Below are 20,983 nucleotides of genomic sequence, written 5' to 3'. Positions count from 1 at the left end.
TGACAACAGATTTACTGCAGGATCCGTATATCATGCGATTTGACTGAGTTTATCAAGGCATATATATCTGTGTGTGAAATTTTACCGATTTCCTCCCCGCTGTCAAAATCCAGCACCGGCATCCCCTCCCCGGATAAAAACCCAGAAAGTTCGTAAGTTCCGGTATTCCTTATAAACACCTGTTTTGCAGTTTTCATATAGGAATCCTTAAACGACTCCAGCGTTTCGACATTATCCGCAATCAGCTGACGTTCACCTTTCCGTTCTTCGATGCGGCCGGAGGCGACAAGCACTTTTTCACTGAGCAGATGATGGACATTAAAGAATGTTTTAGGAAAGATTACCGTTTCCATTTCCTCAAAACCGTCAGACACTCTGGCAAATGCCATGTTCTGGCCTTTTTTAGTTTTTATGGTTTTGATACTTTCGAAAAACAGCAGATACCTTGCATTCCTTTTCTTTTGAGACAGCAGGGAAAATGGAATGTATTGCAGTTCTTTGTGTTTTTGTCTGATCGGATGTTCAGAAATATAAAAGCCAAGTACTTCTTTTTCTCCTTCGATCATTTCAAAAGAATCCATTTCTTCCGTATGGTTAAATTCCTTTTTGACGCTGAAACCAAGCGTGCTTAAAAAAGAATCATGCGCGTATTCTTCCGTATTCAGAGCATCGACGAGCGGCAGGGACTGCAGCATGGTCTTCCTGTTTTCCTTAAAACCATCGAGCGCCCCGGATATGATGAGGCTGCTGAGAACTTTTCTGTTGAGGTTCATCTCTTTGACCCGTGTCTTCAGGTCATAGATATCTTTAAATGGACCATTTTGCCTTTCTTCGATGATTGCTGCAGCAGTCCTGTAAGTGACACCTTTGATCATGCTGAAGCCCAGACGGATGCTTTCTTCTGAAATATTGGCCCATTCAGACCGGTTGATGTCAGGCGGAAGGATGTTAATGCGCAACAGTCTGATCTCATCCATTATCTGCCGGATTTTTACATCGTTACCAAAATGGTGAGTTAATATTACAGAATAGAATATTGCCGGGTACATTGTTTTGATAAAACTAAGTATATAGGAAATCCGGCTATATGCAACAGCATGGCTTTTAGCAAAACCGTAATCGGCAAACTCCATGATTAGATCGAAAATGGATTTCCCCAGTTCTCTGCCATAACCTTTTTGTTCAGCGCCCTTTTCAAAATTCGTACGTTCTTTTTCAAGCGTCCGCCTGTCCTTTTTACTCATGGCTCGCCGGAGTATGTCTGCATTTGCATAGGAGTATCCAGCGATTGTGGAAGCAATCTGCATGATCTGCTCCTGATAGACGATGACGCCATAAGTCTCTTTTAATATTTCCTTCAGATCCGGATGCGGATACGATACTGATTCCGGATTTTCTTTACCATCAATGAAATGCGGTATTTCTTTCATCGGTCCGGGTCTGTACAGTGCAATGACAGACGCGAGATCCATGAACGTCGCGGGGCTCACATCCTGCACTACCCTGCGGATACCTTCGGATTCAAGCTGGAACACGCCGAGTGTCAAGCCTTTGGATAACAGCTTGTATACTGCCGGATTATCTTCTGGTATTTCCCGGTAATCAAAACCGGGATCAACTTTCTTTATCCTGCTTACCATATATCGGATCAGCGACAGATTGCGCAGGCCCAGTATATCGATTTTCAACAGACCGGCCGACTCCACCTCGGTCATTGTCCACTGACTCAGTGCATGACCTTCCTGAAATATGACAGGCACCACTTTTGTCAGGTTGTTTTCACTCAAAAGCACACCGGCTGCATGGGTTGAGGAATGTCTTGGCAGACCTTCAACTTTCATGGATATTTCAGCAAATGTTCTGTATTTAGCATCCGCAGCGGCCAACGATTGGAACCTGTCGGATTCAAATACATCCTTAAGGGCCGCCCCGGGTGTCTCTGGTATCATATTTGAAATGAGTTTGAGCTCTTCTTCAGAGAAACCCAACACTCTTCCGACATCACGGGCTGCCATTTTGGCACTGAGTGTACCGTACGTAATGATGTGTGACACATTCATTGTTCCATACTTTTCCATCAGATAATCGACCACTTCATCTCTTCTTGTATCCTCAAAATCTATATCAATGTCAGGCATGGTCACACGTTCAGGATTTAAAAACCGTTCGAAGAGCAAATTGTATTTCAACGGGTCCACTTCTGTGATGTTCAACAGATAGGAAACAAGACTGGCGCTGGAGGACCCTCTGCCGGGACCGACGTATATACCGCTTTTTTTTGCAAAATCAACAGCATCCTGGACAATCAGGAAATAATCTTCATAACCCATTTCTATGATGATATTATACTCATATTCCAGCCGCTCCATATAATTTTCACCCGCTGTCTGACCCAGGCTTCTTCTGAGCAGGTGCCACAAATATTCTTTTGAGTCCATATTCTGATTATTCGGGAATCCGGGGAGAATATTCTCACTCCGGGGAATGGAAACCTCACATTTTGACAAAAGATTGCGGTTATTATCAAGAATTTTTCTTTCTTCTTCGGTTAAATCCTGGAATGTCTTAACAAAATACTGACCGCTGCTGCCGGATATATTATCTATTTCCATCCGTTCGTTGTCCCTGATTGCATTGAGCACCCTGACTGCCGGCAGGTCCGTTTCCGACAGATAGTATGAAGTCTGAAAAAACAGTCGGTTATATGCCTTGGTGTCGACTGTATGGGCCTGATACTTATCTTCATGCTTTATGTTAAGGGCATCGAGCACAGGAATCCCCGCTTCGTCCTTTGCAATCACGACACAGTGGTTAATGTTTTCCATCAGATAGTTTAACGGGGTCTCCGCGATACCCTTATACGAAAGCATGGCTGAAAGTCTGATGAGTTCACGGAATCCTTTATCATTTTTCGCTATCAGCACAAGAGGAGCACCTTCAAACCCTTCTGATACTCCGATTTCCATTCCTGTTAACGGCTTTACTCCGTTTTTAACAGCGGTCTGCATAAACCGATAGATTCCGTGCATCCGGTTGAAATCGGTAAGCGCAACAGCTGACTGCCCATCTTCTGCAGCTTTTTGGATAAGGTCTTCAATTCTGATATTGCTGTTAAGGAAATCGAAACAACTGTGAACATTCAAATTGATCATGGACACCTATGCTCCTTCCTAGAGTTTGCGATCCAGTGCTTCTGTAAGATCCCGTATCTTTTCACTGGAGGACAGACTGATGCCGCTGGCCAGAGGGTGCCCCCCGCCCCCGAACGCTTCCGCGACATCATTGATGACAGTTTTTTTAGAACGCAGACGCACTCTGATATTATCTTCCTCTTCTACAGCCATGAACCATATTTCAGCCTCGTCCATCTCACGGTACAGGTTTACACTCAGACTCGCTTCATTGCTGTTCAAACCATATTCATCAAGAACAGAACTGGGCACCCAGACGCCCAGCACCCCTTTATCAGTGATCTCGAAGTTGTCAATCAGGTACCCTTTGAATCTGAACTGACTGATGGATTGACGGTTCATCAATCCCATATCCTTTGTAGCGTCAAAGTCGAATTTCTTTAACTCGGAAGCAATCCTGTGTGTCATACTGCTTGTATTGTCAAACAGGAAACGCCCGGTATCACCGACAATCCCTGAAAACAGGAGCCTGGCAGATGTGTCATTGATGTAGTCATTATCAAACCCCCACAGATTTGCAAGAATGAATATTAATTCAGATGTCGACGATACACCCGTCTCTACAATATTTATATCCCCGTAAGGGTCATTATTTGGATGATGATCGATTTTAATCACTTTGCTGCCGGCTGCAATATCACCGTCTACCCGCCCGGCACCGGCCGTATCCACCACGATGACCAATGGATCATCGACAGTAGTCACCGGATCCATTCTGCCAAGGTAGTTCAGGGAAGATTCTTCTTCACCGAGGGCTGCGATGGACTTATTTGGAAAAATATACTGCAGAATTGCTTTTAATCCGAGCTGGGCACCGATGGCATCCGGGTCGGGCCTGATATGCCTCAATATAATAATTTCATCATATTCGTTTATAAGATTTAGTACATCATTATAATGATGCTTCAAAGACGGATATTGTTTTATATTTTCTGTGAACAATTGAGATTCTCCCTTTGTAAATATTTACTTGGTCAACATTATAAATTATACTACAATATGGATTGGAGTTGTATCAGAATGGAATTCCTATATCAGTTATCTGTATCAATACTTGTCACTTTCCTGCTCCTCTGCCTGTTTATGTTTATCATTTATAAAATCAGGCAGGCAAAAACAAAACGTGATGTCAGGACGGCATACTATAACAGTATTTCGAGAATCTGGCTCGGCCTTTTGATACTCACTTTCGGCCTGAACACCATCGTACAGTTTTCAACGGCAGTCGCCTATATCGTCGGTCCTTTGTTCATACTGCTCGGTGCAATGAACGCCCGTCATTTTAATGCAGCAAGAAAATACTTTAAGGGCAACCTGCCGATAGAGGAGAAAGCCTGGGAAGAATTTAATAAGCAAAAGAGCAAATAGACAAGCGGTCACCGCTTGTCTGTTTTTTTATCTCTCACGGTAGTATTGGATCATCAGCATCGCTTTGGAAAATATTTCTCCGTTTGATGTCGTTACGGTTTCCAATCTCAGGAACTGATCCCCAAGATCTATCACATTACCTTCTAAAACGATATTCTGATTGAGCTGGACAAGTTTTATGTTCATAAGATTTATGGAATCCAGATGATAACTATGTATGTCATAGTTCTCAAGCACTGCACCAATCAGCCGTTCCACAAGTCTCATATATGCAGACTGGGTAATGCTCCCATATTCATCCGTCATAAATGGCAGCACATTGATATAAATCCTATTGTCATCTATTCTAATCTCCCGGTCGATGACTTCTTCATCGCTCATGCCTGTCGATAATTTTTTGGATTCCATCTGCCGGAATACTTCCCTGCGGTGTACAATGCCCATATACTGGTCCTCTTCATCTACAATCGGAACGATGTTCAGCTGATGCCAGCTCATCACCTGGCGCAATCGCTGCAGTGTGCTTGAAGAAGGCTCCGCCACTCCGGACATGATCCATTCCTTGTATCTGCCGGATGTAATATTTTTAAAATCCGATGATCTGATTGTACCGATATATTCGCCATCATGAAGTAAAACCGTGATTTTATCGCCCGGCTGGTAAACGCGCGCGCTATCTTTCAACAAATCATACACATATTCTTCCTGTTTGACAGCCAGGTCACCGGCAGTCACTATGTTCATCATCAGCGACAGGCTGTAGAGCTCTCTCTGAATGATGGATGCAACGGAAAAAGTGTCCGAATCTGTCGAGATGACCGGCAGTGACAGCTCATCTGCTTTATCCAGTATTTCCTTATTTGTACCGAATCCCCCCGTAATTAAAATACCGGAACGGGTTTCCATTGCTTTTAACTGTACATTCTCTCTGTTGCCAACGATGAGGAGTCCACTTTCTTCCAGGTAAGTCACGAGGGCATCCGTCTTCATCGCGCCGATGATAAATCGGCTGATCTCTTTATCCATCCCCTGCCCGCCTGCAAGCACAGTGCCCCCTATCACATTGTTGACCTGTTTAAAAGTCAGTTTCTCCTCCCGGGTGCTCTCTTTTGATGCGACACGTATTGTTCCAACTCTTTCTATCGTCTTGACCAGGCCTTCTTTTTCTGCAAATTTTATCGCCCGGTAACTGGTGCCGTCAGAGACATTCAAGTTGGCTGAAATTTGTCTTACAGAAATTTTTGTGCCTTCGGGAAGCTCTCTTATATAATTGAGTATTTCATTATGCTTGGACATAGTATATCACCTTACAGCTATTATATAACAAAAAAGAGGCACCGTCAGTGCCCCTTGCCCGTTCATTTGAATAACTTAAAATTGTACTGCGTCGCCTGCTTTCAATATCTGGCAGTCTGTTTTCAATTTTCCTTTGAATGTTTCGGGATCCTGTTTTATAGGCGGGAACGTATTGTAGTGAACAGGTACTGCAGTTGCAGGCTGTACGAATTGATCTGTGGCATAAATCGCATCATCGATGCCCATTGTAAAATGATCTCCAATAGGTACAAAGAACACATCGAATGGCCCGTTCAGTTCTGTGATCAGTTTCAAGTCACCGAATATTCCTGTATCTCCGGCATGATAGATCTTCTTGCCGCCTGATTCTATGATTATCCCTGTCGGCATACCTGTATAAACCGGCGCTTTGCCTGCTTCGACTGTATAGCTTGAACTGTGAAATGCATGGACAAATTTTACAGAGCCAAATTCATACTCATTCCTGCCGCCGATATTCATACCGACAGTTTCAATCCCGTAAGCGCCGATGAAATCGGCAAGTTCAACCGGTGCTACAACTGTTGCACCCGTCCTCCTGGCAATGTCAACAGTATCTCCGACATGATCATTGTGACCGTGCGTCAGCAGAATATAGTCCGCTTCCACACTGTCTGCATTTAAATCCGTCAATTCATTACCGCTGATGAACGGATCAATAATGGCTTTTGAATCATTGTTCTCCACCTGGACAATCGAATGGCCATGATAACTTACTCTCATTGTACAATGCACCCTTTCTCGAAATTTTTGCATGTTATTATACTACCCCGTTATCCATAGATTCATTCATTTTATGATACAATTTTGACGAGGTGAATGATTTGAAAGTCATATATAGAAACCACAGTCTGTCAAATAAACATATATCGGAAATTTTGTCACATGAAGACTTCAGTGCCCCAAACAGCGTTCTGCCTGAAATGAAAAAAGTACTGTATCCTGAGGCTGAAATATTCGCTTCTGTCAACCATTGGGCAGAGACCGAACGATTCATGCAGAAAAACATAATTTCAGAAACCATCCGTCAAATGGAAGCTGCAGACGGCTATATTACTGATCAGGTGTTCGAAGATCACCACCATCATTTGGATCTGAAATTCATCAGCGAACTGTCGAAACAGATTGGCAGCAAGCATTTCATCATCGGATCCACATTTTCGAAAGTACCCGCCTTTCTGCAAAGCCGGCTGCTCGATGAACTGGTAGAATATGACGTATCCGGAATAATGTATGATGTGAGGGAACTCGATATGGATGATCACAGTGCGCTGCAGCCGCTTGCCAGACTTAAAATCCATTCAAAGAAACGCATCGTTATCATCCCTCATGTAAGGGATGAAGATCAATTGAAAACACTCGTTAACCGAGTTCCTTTTGACGTTGCCTGTGTCGATCAATTTTAATGTGGAATAATGAGTGGTCATAACTTCAAAAACCTGCAGGATGACTGGCATCCCACAGGTTTTATACCTTATCTTTTACTTTACAGGAGTTCGGATACATCTTTGTATTCGATATCCTGAGCTTCTGCCACTGCTTCGTAAGTAACATGGCCCTCAAATGTGTTGAAGCCGCCAAGCAGTGTTGGATTCTGTTTCGCTGCTTCCCTGAAACCTTTATTTGCAATCTGCAGACCGTAGTTCATTGTCGCATTCGTCAGCGCAATCGTGGACGTACGCGGTACTGCTCCCGGCATGTTTGCAACTGCATAATGTACAACTTCATGTTTAACATAAGTCGGATCATCGTGGGTGGTCACTTTGTCCGTTGTTTCGAAAATACCCCCCTGGTCAATTGCAATATCCACAATGACAGAACCTGCATTCATGGATTTTATCATGTCTTCAGTGACAAGACGCGGGGCTTTTGCTCCCGGTATCAGCACAGCACCGATTACAAGGTCGCTGTCCTTAACCGCATCTGCAATATTGAACGGTGAGGACATCAGTGTCTGGACACTGGCACCAAACAAATCGTCCAGCTCTCTCAGACGTTTAGGATCAAGGTCCAGAATCGTTACTTCTGCCCCAAGGCCAACCGCCATCTTAGCTGCATTCGTACCAGCCATGCCGCCCCCGATGATCGTTACTTTAGCACGGGGCACGCCTGGCACACCGCTTAACAGCACCCCTTTGCCGCCTTTGATCTTTTGTAAGTATTCTGCCCCTATTTGAGCAGACATGCGCCCTGCCACCTCACTCATCGGTGACAGGAGCGGCAGCGAGCCATCTTCTGCCTGTATCGTCTCATAGGCTATGGAAACGACTTTTTTATCCAACAGGGCCTTTGTCAGCTCTACTTCCGGAGCTAAATGCAGATATGTGAACAGAATCTGATTTTCTTTAAAATATCCAAATTCTTCTTTGAGCGGTTCCTTGACTTTGACTATCATATCAACATCCCAGGCTTCAGCGGCGGAATTAACAATTTTACCGCCCGCACCGGTGTAATCAGCATCATCAAAGTATGAACCGGAACCTGCACCAGTTTCAACAAGAACAGTGTGCCCGCCGTTGACAAACGCGTGAACCCCTCCCGGTGTTAAGCCGACCCGGCTCTCATTGTTTTTAATTTCCCTCGGTACACCAATTAGCATTGCAAATTCTCCTTTCCTTCATTAGAAAATATTGTAACACACACTTAACAAAACCGTCATGAAAATTCATTCACAAAAAGTTATAAAATCTGGAAATGTGGTATAGTAATAGTGAAAACGATATCAATATGAAAGGGGCAGTAATAATGCTTAAGTACGATAATATCCTTATTGCAGTAGACGGTTCCAGAGAGGCAGAATGGGCATTCCATAAAGCCATCGACATTGCGAAACGAAACGACTCCAAGCTATCCGTGATTAACGTTATCGACACAAGATCTTTCGCTTCGGTAGAAGCATATGACCGTTCTATATCCCAGCGGGCAAATGATTTTGCACAAAAATTATTGGACGGTTATGAGAATCTTGCTTTGGATAAAGGGGTAGAAAACGTGACAAAAATTATCGATTATGGTTCTCCTAAATCTATAATACCAAAAAAAGCGGTTCAGAAAACCGGCGCGGACCTGATTGCCTGTGGAGCTACCGGGCTCAATGCTGTGGAACGTTTCATCATCGGTTCAGTTTCAGAAAATATCGTGCGTCACGCCCCGTGTGATGTATTGGTAGTAAGAACGGAAACTCTGCCTGAGGACTTTGAGCCGGTGGTTGCAACAGAAGAATTCATTAACGAAAATAAGTAGGATAATCACGCAAAGGACCCCTCAAATCAATGATTTGAGGGGTCCTTGATTGAGAAAAACTTATCACACGAAGAACGGACTCAGGATATATTCGCTATTTCCATGACATCACGGGCGATCATCAATTCTTCGTTAGTCGGGATGATGATGATTTTAACCGGTGAGTATGGGTGGTTGATAAATTTTTCCTCCCCGCGCACATCGTTCAGTGAAGGATCGAAATAAACACCCATAAACTCGAGGCCGTCCAATACTTTGGATCGCACAATATCAGAGTTTTCACCGACGCCGGCTGTAAAGATAATGGTATCGAGACCGCCCATGCGTGTCGCATACGAACCCATGTATTTATGGATTCTTTCACCAAATACTTCCAGGGCCAGTTCCGCTCTTTCATGTCCCGCTTGAGCTTCTTCCTCGATATCCCGCAGGTCACTTGAAAATCCACTGACCCCCAGAAGGCCGGATTCCTTATTCAGTACATTTAATACTTCTACAGCCGATTTCCCGGTCTTTTCCATGATATATGGGATCAGGGCCGGATCCAGATTGCCGGAACGTGTCCCCATTGTGACGCCGGCAAGCGGTGTGAACCCCATTGAAGTATCGACGGATTCTCCGCCTTTCACTGCAGCAATACTGGCCCCGTTCCCCAGGTGGCAGCTGATAATACGCAATTCTTCAAGCGGTCTGTTTAACATCTCGCTCGCTCTTTGTGTCACGTACTTATGGCTGGTGCCATGAAAGCCGTATTTACGGATCCCATAATCTTCATAATATTGATATGGCAGGCTGTAAAGATACGAACTTTCAGGCATCGTCTGGTGAAATGAAGTATCAAATACTGCGATATGGGGGACGGCAGGCAGCTGCTCTCTGAATGCGTTAATGCCCATCAGGTTGGCCGGGTTATGGAGCGGTGCGAGTTCACTCAGTTCCTGAATTTTTTTGACGACATCATCATCAATCAATACAGACCTGTCAAATGTTTCCCCGCCATGGACGACTCTGTGGCCGCTGGCGTCAATATCATTAATCTCTTTGATTACACCCTGATCTTTAAGCTGCTTAAGCATAAGATTGACAGCTTCTTCATGATTATTAAAATTCTGACTGATCGATTTCTCCGCTCCATCCACAGTTATTGAGAAAATCCCTTCATCCAGGCCGATCCTTTCTGCGAGCCCTTTGGCAACCTCTTTTTCTTCAGGCATTTCAAACAATTGGAACTTAAATGACGAACTGCCTGCATTAATAGCAATTATTTTAGCCATGATTCCTCCTAGAACGCTTAATTGTTAATATAGCTATCATACCATGATTCTGTTTGTGCCAAAAAGTGTTTAAATTGTTCTGTATCTTTGAAGTCAGGGATATCTCCGATCAGCACTTCATTATTGGTGAGCGGTGAAAAATTCTTTTTCAGGACAATGATGGATTTTCTCTGATTTTCCGTCTTAAATATTGTATTGGGCAGCTTCAGGAACATGAGCAGTGTTGCCGATTCGGATAGATACTTCTTAATCGTTTCATTGTTTTCTTCCAGCATATCCGACGGCACGACAAATATGCCAAGCCCATCATCTTTTACATAATGCATAGCACTTTCCAGCATCAACAGATGGGCGAAACTCTTGCCCTCTTTGAACGCAGTGGTGAAACCTGCTGGGTTGAGCGGATAATAACCCACGGGCAGGTCCCCGACTGCCACATCCATCAGGGGCAGCCTTGCCTGCTCAATAATGTTTTGCGGATAAATATTCATCGATGTCTCCAAGTACTCGCAAACATTGGCATTTACATTTGCCAGCAGCGGATCCACTTCCGCACCGTACAGCTCCACGTCCGCTTTATGCTCACGGATTGTCATTGACAGGTGCCCGGTGCCGCTTCCGGCATCCAGCATCTTGACCGGACCGTCGTTGAATAATTGGATAATATGCGAGATGAAATAGCCGATGGAGTCAGGTGTCAACTGATGGTTGGGCTGCACCGGTTCTTCTTTAGTCTGATAAAGATAGGCAAATTGGAAGGCTTTTCTCAAATCACTGTAACCCCCGGTATTTTCAACACGGATCAACGCCTCTCCCAGAGCTTCCAGCCTGGTGGCATCCGGATTTCCTTCCAGGATACGGTCAGTTTCTTCAATTAATGCGTGATATACCTGTTCCATAGATGTTTGTTCCATTATTAATCCCTCATTAGAATAAAATATGGGCTGCTCGTTTTCGAGCAGCCCCAACAAGCATTATATAATTATATTAAATTGACACGAATACATCAAGCGTTTGACTTACTCTCAACATTGAAAATACGGATTACTGGCTATCCTGCGGGTAAGTGTACTGAGTGTTGTTTACTTCTCTGAAACAATGTGCCTTTATCGTATGATTGTATTCCAGATACCTGTTCTTTACAACATATGTGTCCGCAAAGAAATCGTGCAGCCCAATTCTGTTATCAGTGAATATGATCATCAGATAGGGAATATATACAAGTGTATTGCTGATATATCTGCCCACCAATTCACGGTAGATCACCTGCTTGAAAGCCAGTTTCTCCCCTGTTTTATCCATCACACTGATGCCGATAATCATCTTTCCCAAAGTCTGTCTCAGGAAATACGTCATCAGTACAAAATATGAAAAGAACAACAGGGCGCTCAAAATATTATCCAGACTGAAAATAGGCAGCCAGAACTGTAAATCTTTGATTCCAAGCATTCCCAGCACCGGATAGATGACAATCTGTGAGATGGCCCAGATAAGAATAACATCAATAATGTAACCCACCAGTCGCGTGAAAAAATGTGCCGTTGACATATAATCCAATTTGTCGGAAAGCGTGGTTTTATTGGTTTCAGGCTGGTATCTTTCTGTGTATTCCATTATGACACCCCCCCTACTGTTCATACAGGTACATCGGCTGGACGCCCTGCCTGTTATTTAAAAGTGATTCAATTTTGGCAATTTCATTATTACCGAAAAGATTGCCAACAAATTCTTTCGCTTGAGCAGAAAAAGGGATGTTTGAATTGGAATTCTGACCATATTCTACAACCTGAGCATTGCCGCCTAACTCCTCCTGGAGCGCAGCCATGGCGTCTTCTGGGTAACCGATCTGGTCTGCAAGACCGTTGTCGACAGCTTCATCACCCAGATAGACACGGCCGTCTGCCAGGTTTCTCACTTCGTCTTCCGACATCCCTCTGCCAGCTTCAACAACATCGACAAAGTCCTGGAACATCGAATCGACCATACCCTGGACATATTCCTCTTCTTCCTGAGTTGGCTCACTGCTGCCGCTGAGCATGTCCTTCATATCTCCACTCGTGTAAGTATCAAATTCAATGCCGTATTCCTCCGCCAGCTGGCTGTAATTGATCGACTGCATAATAACACCGATCGAGCCGGTGATTGTTTCGTTTGTGGCAAATATCTGATCTGCCGGGGCTGATACATAATAACCGCCTGAAGCAGCCATGCCGCCCATCGAACTGTATATTGTTTTACCTGCATCTTTGATATCCTGAAGATGGCTATGTATCTCAGCACTTTCATAAACGCCGCCGCCCGGGGAATCCACATTGAGCATGACGCCATTCACCGTATCATCAGATGCAATCTGTTTCAGTGATTCAATGACCATTTCATGGTTATAGCCGCCACTGTTGAACGCCCCAGTATTACCAGTGTCCATAATTGTCCCCTCGATGTTCACAACTGCAATCTTATTTTCGGGATCCCCTTGCTCAACGATTGAAGAGGGCGGAAATTCAGTACTTGCATACTGATTGAAAGTTTCTTCCCAGTCACTGGCCCACATCGCATTGAACACAGACGCTACGACGCCAAAAACAAGCAGTGCCAAAGCGATGACTACCGCAATAATTCGTTTCACGCTATCAAACCTTTCCAAATTTAATTTTCCATTTCAATGATACCACAGAGAAAGACATTGAGGACAATGCAAATCTCGCAGGCCATAAAGTGTTGTGGTTGCTGCAGCTGTCAAATAAATATGAAATATGGTATAAAAGAGTTAGATACAAGTCAGAATTATATGAACCGGTAAATGTTCAGGATAACAATACTTAAAGTCGAACGCACAGGGAGTGAATGGCTTGGACAATTATAAAACAATCTATTTCTTTGCTCCGCACGCAGAAGAAAACAATGAAATCATAACACATTTGAGCGATATTTTCTCGGGGCTTGGAATTGAAACAGTACAATCGACAGAAGAAGCTGACATCATCGCATCCATTGGCGGTGACGGAGATTTTCTGCAGGCTGTAAGAAAAAATGGATTCCGTGATGACTGTGTATATCTCGGTATTGCAGTCGATGACTCAAACTATTTTTATGTGGATTTCCATTACCGTGAAATCGACATGCTGAAAGAAGCATTTAAACAGGATGATGTTGACGTCAGAAACTATCCCGCACTCAAAGTAACCATCAATGACAACAAACCGAGCTACTGTCTGAATGAATTCACACTGAGATCAAGCATCATCAAAACGATAAAAATGGATGTTTACATCAATGATTTCCTGTTTGAGCAATTTAATGGCGACGGCATCCTGGCAGCCACGCCGACGGGCTCCACAGGCTATAACAAATCTCTGGGCGGTGCCGTTGTAGACCCCCTGATTCAGGCAATGCAGGTGACAGAACTTGCCAGTGTGAACAACAACACCCACAGGACACTGGGAACGAGCTTTCTTCTGAATAGAGAGCGGCCGCTGACACTCCTGATTGATAAAAATGTGGATTACTACCCGATCATGTCACTTGATAACGAAGCGCTCAGTGTGAGAAACACTGAAAAAGTCGAAATTGGACTGAGCGATAAATTCATCAAAACGCTTAAACTGAAGAACAATACATTCTGGCACAAAGCACAAAGAAACTTCCTGTAAAAGGAAGTTTCTTTGTTAATATGATTCACTTATTCCCTATCAGAGCAGAGACTCAAAACTCTCAGATTCCGCTTCAGTATTCGATATATACACTTCTATATTATCCGCTGCCTCATCTATCAACGGTTCAAAGTCCACTCTTGATTCGAAACCTTCGACCTTTTCAAGTGAGGGTTTTGTTTTCGGTGATTTCGGTGTGAAGATAGTACAGCAGTCTTCAAACGGCAATATGGATGTTTCATAAGTGCCGTACGCTTTCGCTTTACCGATAATTTCATCCTTTTCCAACGTAAGCAGCGGCCTTAAAATCGGAAAACTGGTCACCCTGTTAATCACATGCATGCTTGTCATTGTCTGGGAAGCAACCTGGCCGAGATTTTCGCCATTAACAATCGCCCCAGCATGTTTCCTGCTTGCTAATTTTTCGGCAATCCTCAACATGATCCTTCTTGTCGAGGTCATGGAGAGACTTTGTGGTATTCTGTCATAAATTGTTGTCTGCAGCTCTGTAAAAGGCACAATATTAAGTCTGATGTCAACGCCGGTTCTGTCCGATATGATATCAACCAGCTGCTTGACCTTTTCTGTTGCCTGAGGACTGGTATAGGGCGGGGAATGAAAATGGACGGCTTCAACTTCGACGCCCTTTTTCATGATTTCAAAAGCAGCCACCGGTGAATCAATACCGCCTGAAAGCATTAATATCGCCCTGCCGCCGGTACCTGCCGGGAATCCTCCGACACACGCAATTACTTCACGATACATATAAACGGCGTCCTGTCTGACTTCAACCATAATTTCATAGTCCGGCTGTCTGACATCAACAGTGATTTCTTCAGTGTTCTCCAATACGTGGCTGCCGAGGAGCTGCTGGATATCAAAAGTTTTCAACGGATAGCCTTTATCCGCACGTTTAACTTCTATTTTGAATGTTGAGCCATCTTGAAATTCATGGGCAAAATCCACTGCATTCTTCTGCATCGCTGCGTTTGTCTTCTCAAGTTTCACAACCGGTGAAACACTTAAGATTCCGGTCACATGTTTCAAGGCATCCATCACTTTATATGGATCGGCATTGTTCAGTTCGATATATGCACGATCCCTGTTTGCTTTTACATGAACACCGAAGGGTTCAAGCGTCTGTATCATCGTCCTTCTCAAAGCATCGACAAAAATCTTTCTGTTTTTCGATTTGAGCGTCAATTCGCCGTACCTCACCAGAATATGATCATAATTCATTTCAGCACACCTCCGATTTCCTTATACACACTATTCAGAGCAGAGACCAGTTTATCCGCTTCCTGATCATTTGTAAAGTGGCCCATGGAAATCCTGATACTGCCTTTAACCACATCCGGGCTGTTATTCATCGCCATCAGCGTTTCATTCAATGAACTCAGTTTAGAAGCACAGGCGCTCGTTGTAGACACCATGATTTCTCTTTGACTGAGGGCATTGACGACAATTTCTCCCCGGGCACCGATATAGGAGACGTTGATGATCTGGGGGACTCCGCCCGGCTGCACTTGCACTGAAGGCAGTTTAGATACTGCTTCTCTGATTGACTTGTTGTAACGGCTGATCCTCAAACGATTTTCTTCGAGTGATTCCATGCTCATCCTCAAAGCTTTAGCCATCGCTGCGATTGCCGCAAGGTTTACAGTGCCGCTCCTTACATTGAACTCATGTCCGCCGCCAAAGGTGATCGGGGACATTGATTTCACTTCTTTCACAATCAAAGCGCCGGCACCTTTAACCCCATGAAATTTATGGGCGCTCAAACTCAGAGAGTCCACACCGCTATAGTCCATCCTCACTTTGCCAACAGCCTGTGTAGCGTCCACGTGAAAATAAACTTTCGGATAACTTTTCAATATCTCCACAATTTCAGAAACTGGTTGAACACTCCCGGTAACATTATTGACCGCCATGACTGTAACAAATATGACGTCATTACCCAGCAGATACTTCAAGCTGTCCAAATCCACGATGCCTGATTCAGTTGTTTTGATATATTCGACATTAAATCCTTTATGCTTCATTTTCTCTGCAACATTTATCACACTTGGGTGTTCCATTTCGCTTAAAAGCACAGTGCGGCCAAACTGCTTTTTAGTTTCCAGTACCCCCTGAATCGCGATATTGTTGCTTTCAGTCGCCCCTGAAGTAAATACACATTCATAATCCCCAAGATCCATCAGATCAAGTATCTGCCGCCGTGATGCGCCAAGCAGCTTTTCTGCCTTACGGCCTTCTGAATGGATGCTTGCCGTATTAAAATAGTATGAACGGCTCACCTCGGTAAAAGCATCCACTGCTTCGTCATATGGCCGGGTTGAAGCTGCATTGTCCATGTAGATCAAATAATCACTCCTTACATAAAAGTGACTTGGAATATTATATCCCAAGCCGACTGTTTAATCCTTGTCAAATTCATTTTCAATTCGCACCGCCGCTCCAGGTTCAACTTTTTCCAAAGCGTTTTTGGTAATTTCCAGGGCTCGTTTATAACGATTCTCTTTAAACAGACGCTCCGCTTCATTGAGCATCTGGTTAAAGTCAGGGTCGTCCCTGCGATACCGGTTCCCGTACTGGATCATCAATTCTGTCAGCCTGGCTTCCTGCAGTATCTCAAAAGCTTCCTGTTCATACTTATTCATGGCCACGACGGTCTGGTTCACCTTATCTTTAATGTACTGCACATTCAAAGGACGACGCTTAAAGTACTTATGGATTTCTTTCACTTCCAGGTCCAGCTCATTTTTCATGACGAGAAACTTTTCAGGTACGCTCGACATATTTGAACCCATCAAGTCCCTGTGAATCTCCTCTTTTCTCTCCTGTACCAGAAGTGCATTCTCTCTGGCTTCTGCTTCATCTTCACGCAGATTCAGCAGATACCCCTGGATCTGTTTCTGTTCATCATTTATCTCGTAAATATTGTTTTTGATATACTCCAGGTTATACAGCACTTCACTGTAACGGGCAACTGTCTTGGATATTTCAGAAATCATGTCATCATAGGTGCCGATCAGATTCTCTATCTCATGCTCGAATTTTTGTACTCTATGAATATCAGACTCATTGATATGGAACTGCTCCTTGACATAGTCAATCTCAGTTCTGAGTGTATAGTTCATATCCTTCGCATAAAAAAGGTCATCGGTAATGAGGTCTTTTTCGTTGTCGACTTTTGTCTTGGCTTTCACCTCATGCTCCACAAGATCCATCATGTCATCCAGCTGAGCGTTGATGTCATCAAGGATTGCTCTTGCTTCATCAAGCTCCAGCCTGCTGATGAGCGGTTCAACAAGGTTTAATTTGCCCTGCAATGTTGATAATTTACTTTCCACTTTGATGTGTTCAAGATCATAACCCTCAGCCTTAAGATCACGGCATCCGAAACGAATCTCCTGAAACTGCTGCGGCAGATCTTTTTGGACTTCCTTGATAAGCAATGGTATTTCATCCATATTTGTTTTCAGTGCTGTCAGTTCTTCATGAACATCTGCGATATGCTTGTTTGCAGTGACGTAATCACCGTCGTTAACCAATTTCTCATATTCTCTCAATTCCGGCTCGTATGTTTCTATCAGCTTCTCAAGCGGTGGCTGGCTGTCCCCGAACTTATGGCTGCTCGCCAGCACATCGCGTTTAGCTTCGCGGTGCAGCCGTTCAGAATCGGTATATTCTTTCTCAGCTTCAGCATTCGAATCCAGCAGCTGATTGATTTCAACTGTCAGGTCCTGATACTTCTGCTCGGCCTCTGTAATCTTTTGATTTACGGAATTGATCTTTTCACGGCTGTCTTTAAATTTGAATTTCTCAACTTCTTCTGCTGCTGAATCCAGATCGGTGGCCGCTTCATTGAGGGAGCTGTTCAGCACATTTTGCCAATCAGACTGCCATCGCTCATATAGCGCTTTAGCTTCACCATGAAAATTATAATTTTTAATTTTGATCAGTTCATCCTGCAGAGGTAATCTTTTCACCTCTTCAAGCCGGGTCTGATAATTATCAATTTCATCTTTTCTGATGTTCCGCATATATAATAGCGTGCCTGCTCCGATAATTATGAGCAGGATGACTACGATTAAAACATAAACCCACATACAGCTACCTCCTAAGTATATAATCAATTATAGCTTAAAAGAATAAAACAAAAAACTATAAATATATAATTAAAGACTAAAAGATAATCATTAATATATATGAATCTCCAGTATACATATAATTTACCTTATATACATTTAAAAATATTCCAGAAAACCTTGTTTGAAGACATGTGAAAGTTTATTCCGGATCATAATAAGGATATAATGACTAACGAACGGAGGGCTGCCGATGAAATTGAATTTACAAGATATCACGGCACACAGAACCGCACCGCTGCCAAAAGGGCCATGGATGATGCACCACAAATATCAGAATTTAATATGCATGCATATCTTCGTGGATCCAAAAGCGCTTTCAATTGATGTGCCGGGCCCTCTTGACCTCGATTTATACGACGGTTATGCATGGAATGGGCGTAAGGGCGCCTCCTGACTCTGCCATACTTCAAAGCGCGTATGAAATCAATAAAAAAAGCGGGATGAACCCACTTTTCAAGCCGGCGTCAACCAGAAAACACCCCGTATTTACAAGCGCGATACAAAGCAATTTCCAAACCTGGGATTCCCTCACCCGGCTCTCTTGATCACTGGCTTTTTGAGCTGAAAAAAGTCATAATCTGCACTTATCGCTGCAGCCATTCCAATGCCTGATCAACCTGATCCTTATCAAATTGTTTCATTTCAATCCCCGGCGCAATGTCCGCGAATTTCACTCCCTCTTCAATCCATGCGGTATCAGTAACCACTGCGAACTTCCCATATTGATTCCAGTGCTTTATATCCATGACTGCACCCTTTAAGATACCGCCCGGACTCGCACCTTCAATATTTTTTACATAGATTAATGCATTCACGGACGCGTCTTCTCCATAATGTTCTTTGATAAACCCATCCGCTTTTTCTGCATCCTCTTTTGTTAAATTACCGTCCACCTCCAAAGATACAATATTTGGATAGTCACTCTCATTTATTTTAATCATTATTGTCCCTCCTCGGAAATTTTCCTGGTTTTTTTAACTTCCCTTTTTTGGATGGATAGAAACACACAATATACATGTGCCTGAGCTAGCGTAACATTTAAATGATTTTCAAAAGTCTGCCCGTCATCTATGAAAAATTATTTTACCCCTCCGGCCAAGTCAGGGTTTAAAGGTACAAGAAAAGCCCTGGCATCTCAATTTCATCGAGACGCGGGCTTTATATTTATAACGTTTCCAGTTTTCTACGCTTAACGTTAAGTGAACAACGCTTTAACTTCGAGGTAATCTTCTACACCATATAAGCCGTTTTCACGTCCAATTCCAGATTCTTTATAACCGCCGAATGGCGCCTTCGGTGAACGTTTTCCTCCATTAATAAACACATTACCTGTGCGGAGCTGTTTACCGACTGCCAGTGCATGGTTAAAATCCGGTCCTGTGACTGCACCTGAGAGACCATAAGCTGAATCATTTGCTATTTCAATTGCTTCTTCCTCACTGTCATAAGGAATCACTGATAATACAGGCCCGAAGATTTCTTCGCGGGCAATCGTCATATCATTTTTTACATTCGTAAAGACTGTCGGTTCAATATAATAACCTGTCCGATCCACTTGATTACCGCCCAGGAGTAACTCTGCACCTTCATCTTTACCTTTTTGAATAAAACTGAGAATGGATTTCATCTGACTCTCAGAGACGATTGGGCCAATATCCGTGTCATAATCTGCCGGATCTCCAATTTTCACATCTTTGTAGTATTCTTTAATCTTCTCGTTAACCTCATCCAACTGGCTGCTTGGAACTAAAAGCCGTGTCAATGCGGTACAGCTTTGTCCCTGATTATTGATCACCGTCTTCGCTGCCTGGTCAATCGCCTGATCAAGGTCGCCGTCTTTCAAATATACTAATGGTGATTTACCGCCTAATTCAAGGACCAATTTTTTAATATTCGTTCCCGCATTTTCATACATACCGCTGCCGACTGAAGTAGAACCGGTGAATGATACAACGGAGACATCTTCATGTTTGGTCAAATAATTACCTAAGTCACTGCCTCCCCCGGTAACGATATTAAATACACCATCCGGCAGTCCGGCTTCGTCTGCAATTTCAGTCAGCATCATTGCAGTAAGCGGTGTCAGACTCGCAGGTTTAATGACTAATGTGTTACCAGCTAAGAGCGCCGGTGTCATCTTTCTCTGAATTTGGTTTAACGGGTAATTCCAAGGGGTGATACAAGCGACTACGCCAAACCCTTCTTTATAAATGACAGTACCATCATCCAGCTCTTCTTCAAAATCAAATTTCTTTATTTCTTCTAAAGCAGCTGACATTTCTTTCAATGATAAAGGCACTTGTCCTTCTTCAGAAAACGTTTGGGAGTTACCTAATTCGCTGACCATCATATCAGCAAGTTCCTGTTTCTTCGCTTCTATACCTTCAAATATTTTCTGGACGTATTCTGCTCTTTCTTCCGGAGAAGTTTTGTTCCATTTCGGGAAAGCATTTTTGGCAGCTTCCACTGCTTTATCTACATCGTTATGGTTGCCTTTAGGGACTTTTGCGATGACTTCTTTTGTTGCAGGATTCTCTACTTCACTAAATTCATTGGAATCGGAGTTCTGCCACTTGCCATCGTAGTAAATTTGATACTCTTTCATAAAGATCTCCTTTTGAAAAATTTATATATCCAGCGTCACAAAACAGTTTTAAATCAGCTTGCTTTTAAATATACCCGTTGTATATTTTAAAAAACATTACCATTTTGGAATTCCCCTATAATTTTCTGCTTAAATGTAAATGAATCAGATTTTAAGCAGCACT

19 protein-coding genes are annotated in these 20,983 nt (G+C 43.4%); 5 read left to right on the top strand and 14 right to left on the bottom strand.

The window, feature by feature from the left end; translation table 11 throughout:
* Positions 1 to 11: 11 nt before the first annotated feature.
* Both G343_RS0107565 and G343_RS0107560 read right to left on the bottom strand, forming a co-directional pair.
* Positions 12 to 3,152, bottom strand: coding sequence for a DNA polymerase III subunit alpha (locus tag G343_RS0107565; RefSeq protein WP_020007525.1), 3,141 nt, complete (start codon positions 3,150 to 3,152; stop codon positions 12 to 14).
* A gap of 18 nt (positions 3,153 to 3,170) precedes the next feature.
* Entirely contained in the window at positions 3,171 to 4,133 is a 963-nt protein-coding gene (locus G343_RS0107560; RefSeq protein ID WP_020007524.1) for a DHH family phosphoesterase, read from the bottom strand.
* A gap of 78 nt (positions 4,134 to 4,211) precedes the next feature.
* Here G343_RS0107560 and G343_RS0107555 point away from each other — a divergent pair, with 78 nt between their 5' ends.
* Positions 4,212 to 4,559: a YtpI family protein gene (locus tag G343_RS0107555; protein ID WP_020007523.1), complete on the top strand. Its 348-nt coding sequence runs from the start codon at positions 4,212 to 4,214 to the stop codon at positions 4,557 to 4,559.
* Between the two features lie 27 nt (positions 4,560 to 4,586).
* On the opposite strand, the gene G343_RS0107550 is transcribed toward G343_RS0107555, so the two are convergent.
* Positions 4,587 to 5,855 carry a DRTGG domain-containing protein gene (locus tag G343_RS0107550; RefSeq protein ID WP_020007522.1) on the bottom strand — a complete coding sequence of 423 codons (1,269 nt, stop codon included), beginning with the start codon at positions 5,853 to 5,855 and terminating at the stop codon, positions 4,587 to 4,589.
* Positions 5,856 to 5,930: 75 nt separating this feature from the next.
* Positions 5,931 to 6,617, bottom strand: a complete 687-nt coding sequence (locus G343_RS0107545) for a metal-dependent hydrolase (protein WP_020007521.1) — start codon at positions 6,615 to 6,617, stop codon at positions 5,931 to 5,933.
* 101 nt (positions 6,618 to 6,718) lie between these two features.
* On the opposite strand from G343_RS0107545, the gene G343_RS0107540 reads away from it, so the two are divergent.
* Positions 6,719 to 7,300: a hypothetical protein gene (locus G343_RS0107540; RefSeq protein WP_020007520.1), complete on the top strand. Its 582-nt coding sequence runs from the start codon at positions 6,719 to 6,721 to the stop codon at positions 7,298 to 7,300.
* A gap of 80 nt (positions 7,301 to 7,380) precedes the next feature.
* Here the strand turns inward: G343_RS0107540 and ald are convergent, their stop codons facing one another.
* The gene (ald, locus tag G343_RS0107535) at positions 7,381 to 8,493 is read right to left on the bottom strand and encodes an alanine dehydrogenase (RefSeq protein WP_020007519.1); all 1,113 of its coding nucleotides are present in this window, start codon (positions 8,491 to 8,493) and stop codon (positions 7,381 to 7,383) included.
* Positions 8,494 to 8,639: 146 nt separating this feature from the next.
* On the opposite strand from ald, the gene G343_RS0107530 reads away from it, so the two are divergent.
* Positions 8,640 to 9,137, top strand: a complete 498-nt coding sequence (locus G343_RS0107530; protein ID WP_020007518.1) for a universal stress protein — start codon at positions 8,640 to 8,642, stop codon at positions 9,135 to 9,137.
* A gap of 80 nt (positions 9,138 to 9,217) precedes the next feature.
* On the opposite strand, the gene G343_RS0107525 is transcribed toward G343_RS0107530, so the two are convergent.
* The 4 genes from G343_RS0107525 to sppA form a co-directional block, all read right to left on the bottom strand.
* A complete protein-coding gene (locus G343_RS0107525) occupies positions 9,218 to 10,411 on the bottom strand; it encodes an acetate kinase (protein ID WP_020007517.1) in 1,194 nt (397 codons plus the stop codon).
* Positions 10,412 to 10,428: 17 nt separating this feature from the next.
* Positions 10,429 to 11,325, bottom strand: a complete 897-nt coding sequence (locus G343_RS0107520; protein WP_020007516.1) for a class I SAM-dependent methyltransferase — start codon at positions 11,323 to 11,325, stop codon at positions 10,429 to 10,431.
* A 130-nt stretch (positions 11,326 to 11,455) separates the two neighbouring features.
* Positions 11,456 to 12,025: an RDD family protein gene (locus tag G343_RS0107515; RefSeq protein WP_020007515.1), complete on the bottom strand. Its 570-nt coding sequence runs from the start codon at positions 12,023 to 12,025 to the stop codon at positions 11,456 to 11,458.
* 13 nt (positions 12,026 to 12,038) lie between these two features.
* On the bottom strand, positions 12,039 to 13,055 hold the full coding sequence (sppA, locus tag G343_RS0107510; protein ID WP_020007514.1) for a signal peptide peptidase SppA: 1,017 nt from the start codon (positions 13,053 to 13,055) through the stop codon (positions 12,039 to 12,041).
* A gap of 205 nt (positions 13,056 to 13,260) precedes the next feature.
* Here sppA and G343_RS0107505 point away from each other — a divergent pair, with 205 nt between their 5' ends.
* Complete coding sequence (locus G343_RS0107505) at positions 13,261 to 14,061, top strand: NAD kinase (protein WP_020007513.1); 801 nt, start codon at positions 13,261 to 13,263, stop codon at positions 14,059 to 14,061.
* Between the two features lie 39 nt (positions 14,062 to 14,100).
* Here G343_RS0107505 and thiI read toward each other — a convergent pair whose 3' ends face one another.
* The 3 genes from thiI to G343_RS0107490 form a co-directional block, all read right to left on the bottom strand.
* On the bottom strand, positions 14,101 to 15,300 hold the full coding sequence (thiI, locus tag G343_RS0107500; RefSeq protein ID WP_020007512.1) for a tRNA uracil 4-sulfurtransferase ThiI: 1,200 nt from the start codon (positions 15,298 to 15,300) through the stop codon (positions 14,101 to 14,103).
* Positions 15,297 to 16,415, bottom strand: coding sequence for a cysteine desulfurase family protein (locus tag G343_RS0107495; protein WP_245541947.1), 1,119 nt, complete (start codon positions 16,413 to 16,415; stop codon positions 15,297 to 15,299). Before G343_RS0107495 ends, thiI begins: the two co-directional genes overlap by 4 nt.
* Before the next feature lie 63 nt (positions 16,416 to 16,478).
* Positions 16,479 to 18,173: a septation ring formation regulator EzrA gene (locus G343_RS0107490; RefSeq protein ID WP_020007510.1), complete on the bottom strand. Its 1,695-nt coding sequence runs from the start codon at positions 18,171 to 18,173 to the stop codon at positions 16,479 to 16,481.
* A 232-nt stretch (positions 18,174 to 18,405) separates the two neighbouring features.
* On the opposite strand from G343_RS0107490, the gene G343_RS0107485 reads away from it, so the two are divergent.
* On the top strand, positions 18,406 to 18,609 hold the full coding sequence (locus G343_RS0107485) for a hypothetical protein (RefSeq protein ID WP_020007509.1): 204 nt from the start codon (positions 18,406 to 18,408) through the stop codon (positions 18,607 to 18,609).
* Positions 18,610 to 18,799: 190 nt separating this feature from the next.
* Here the strand turns inward: G343_RS0107485 and G343_RS0107480 are convergent, their stop codons facing one another.
* Both G343_RS0107480 and G343_RS0107475 read right to left on the bottom strand, forming a co-directional pair.
* The gene (locus tag G343_RS0107480; protein WP_020007508.1) at positions 18,800 to 19,156 is read right to left on the bottom strand and encodes a SpoIIAA family protein; all 357 of its coding nucleotides are present in this window, start codon (positions 19,154 to 19,156) and stop codon (positions 18,800 to 18,802) included.
* A 254-nt stretch (positions 19,157 to 19,410) separates the two neighbouring features.
* Positions 19,411 to 20,820, bottom strand: coding sequence for an aldehyde dehydrogenase family protein (locus G343_RS0107475; protein ID WP_020007507.1), 1,410 nt, complete (start codon positions 20,818 to 20,820; stop codon positions 19,411 to 19,413).
* Between the last annotated feature and the right edge of the window lie 163 nt (positions 20,821 to 20,983).

This window comes from Salinicoccus albus DSM 19776, assembly GCF_000385175.1.
GTDB classification, from domain to species: Bacteria; Bacillota; Bacilli; order Staphylococcales; family Salinicoccaceae; genus Salinicoccus; species Salinicoccus albus.
The sequence above is the reverse complement of the archived record's forward strand: the minus strand, read 5'-3'. Positions and strand labels throughout refer to the sequence as shown.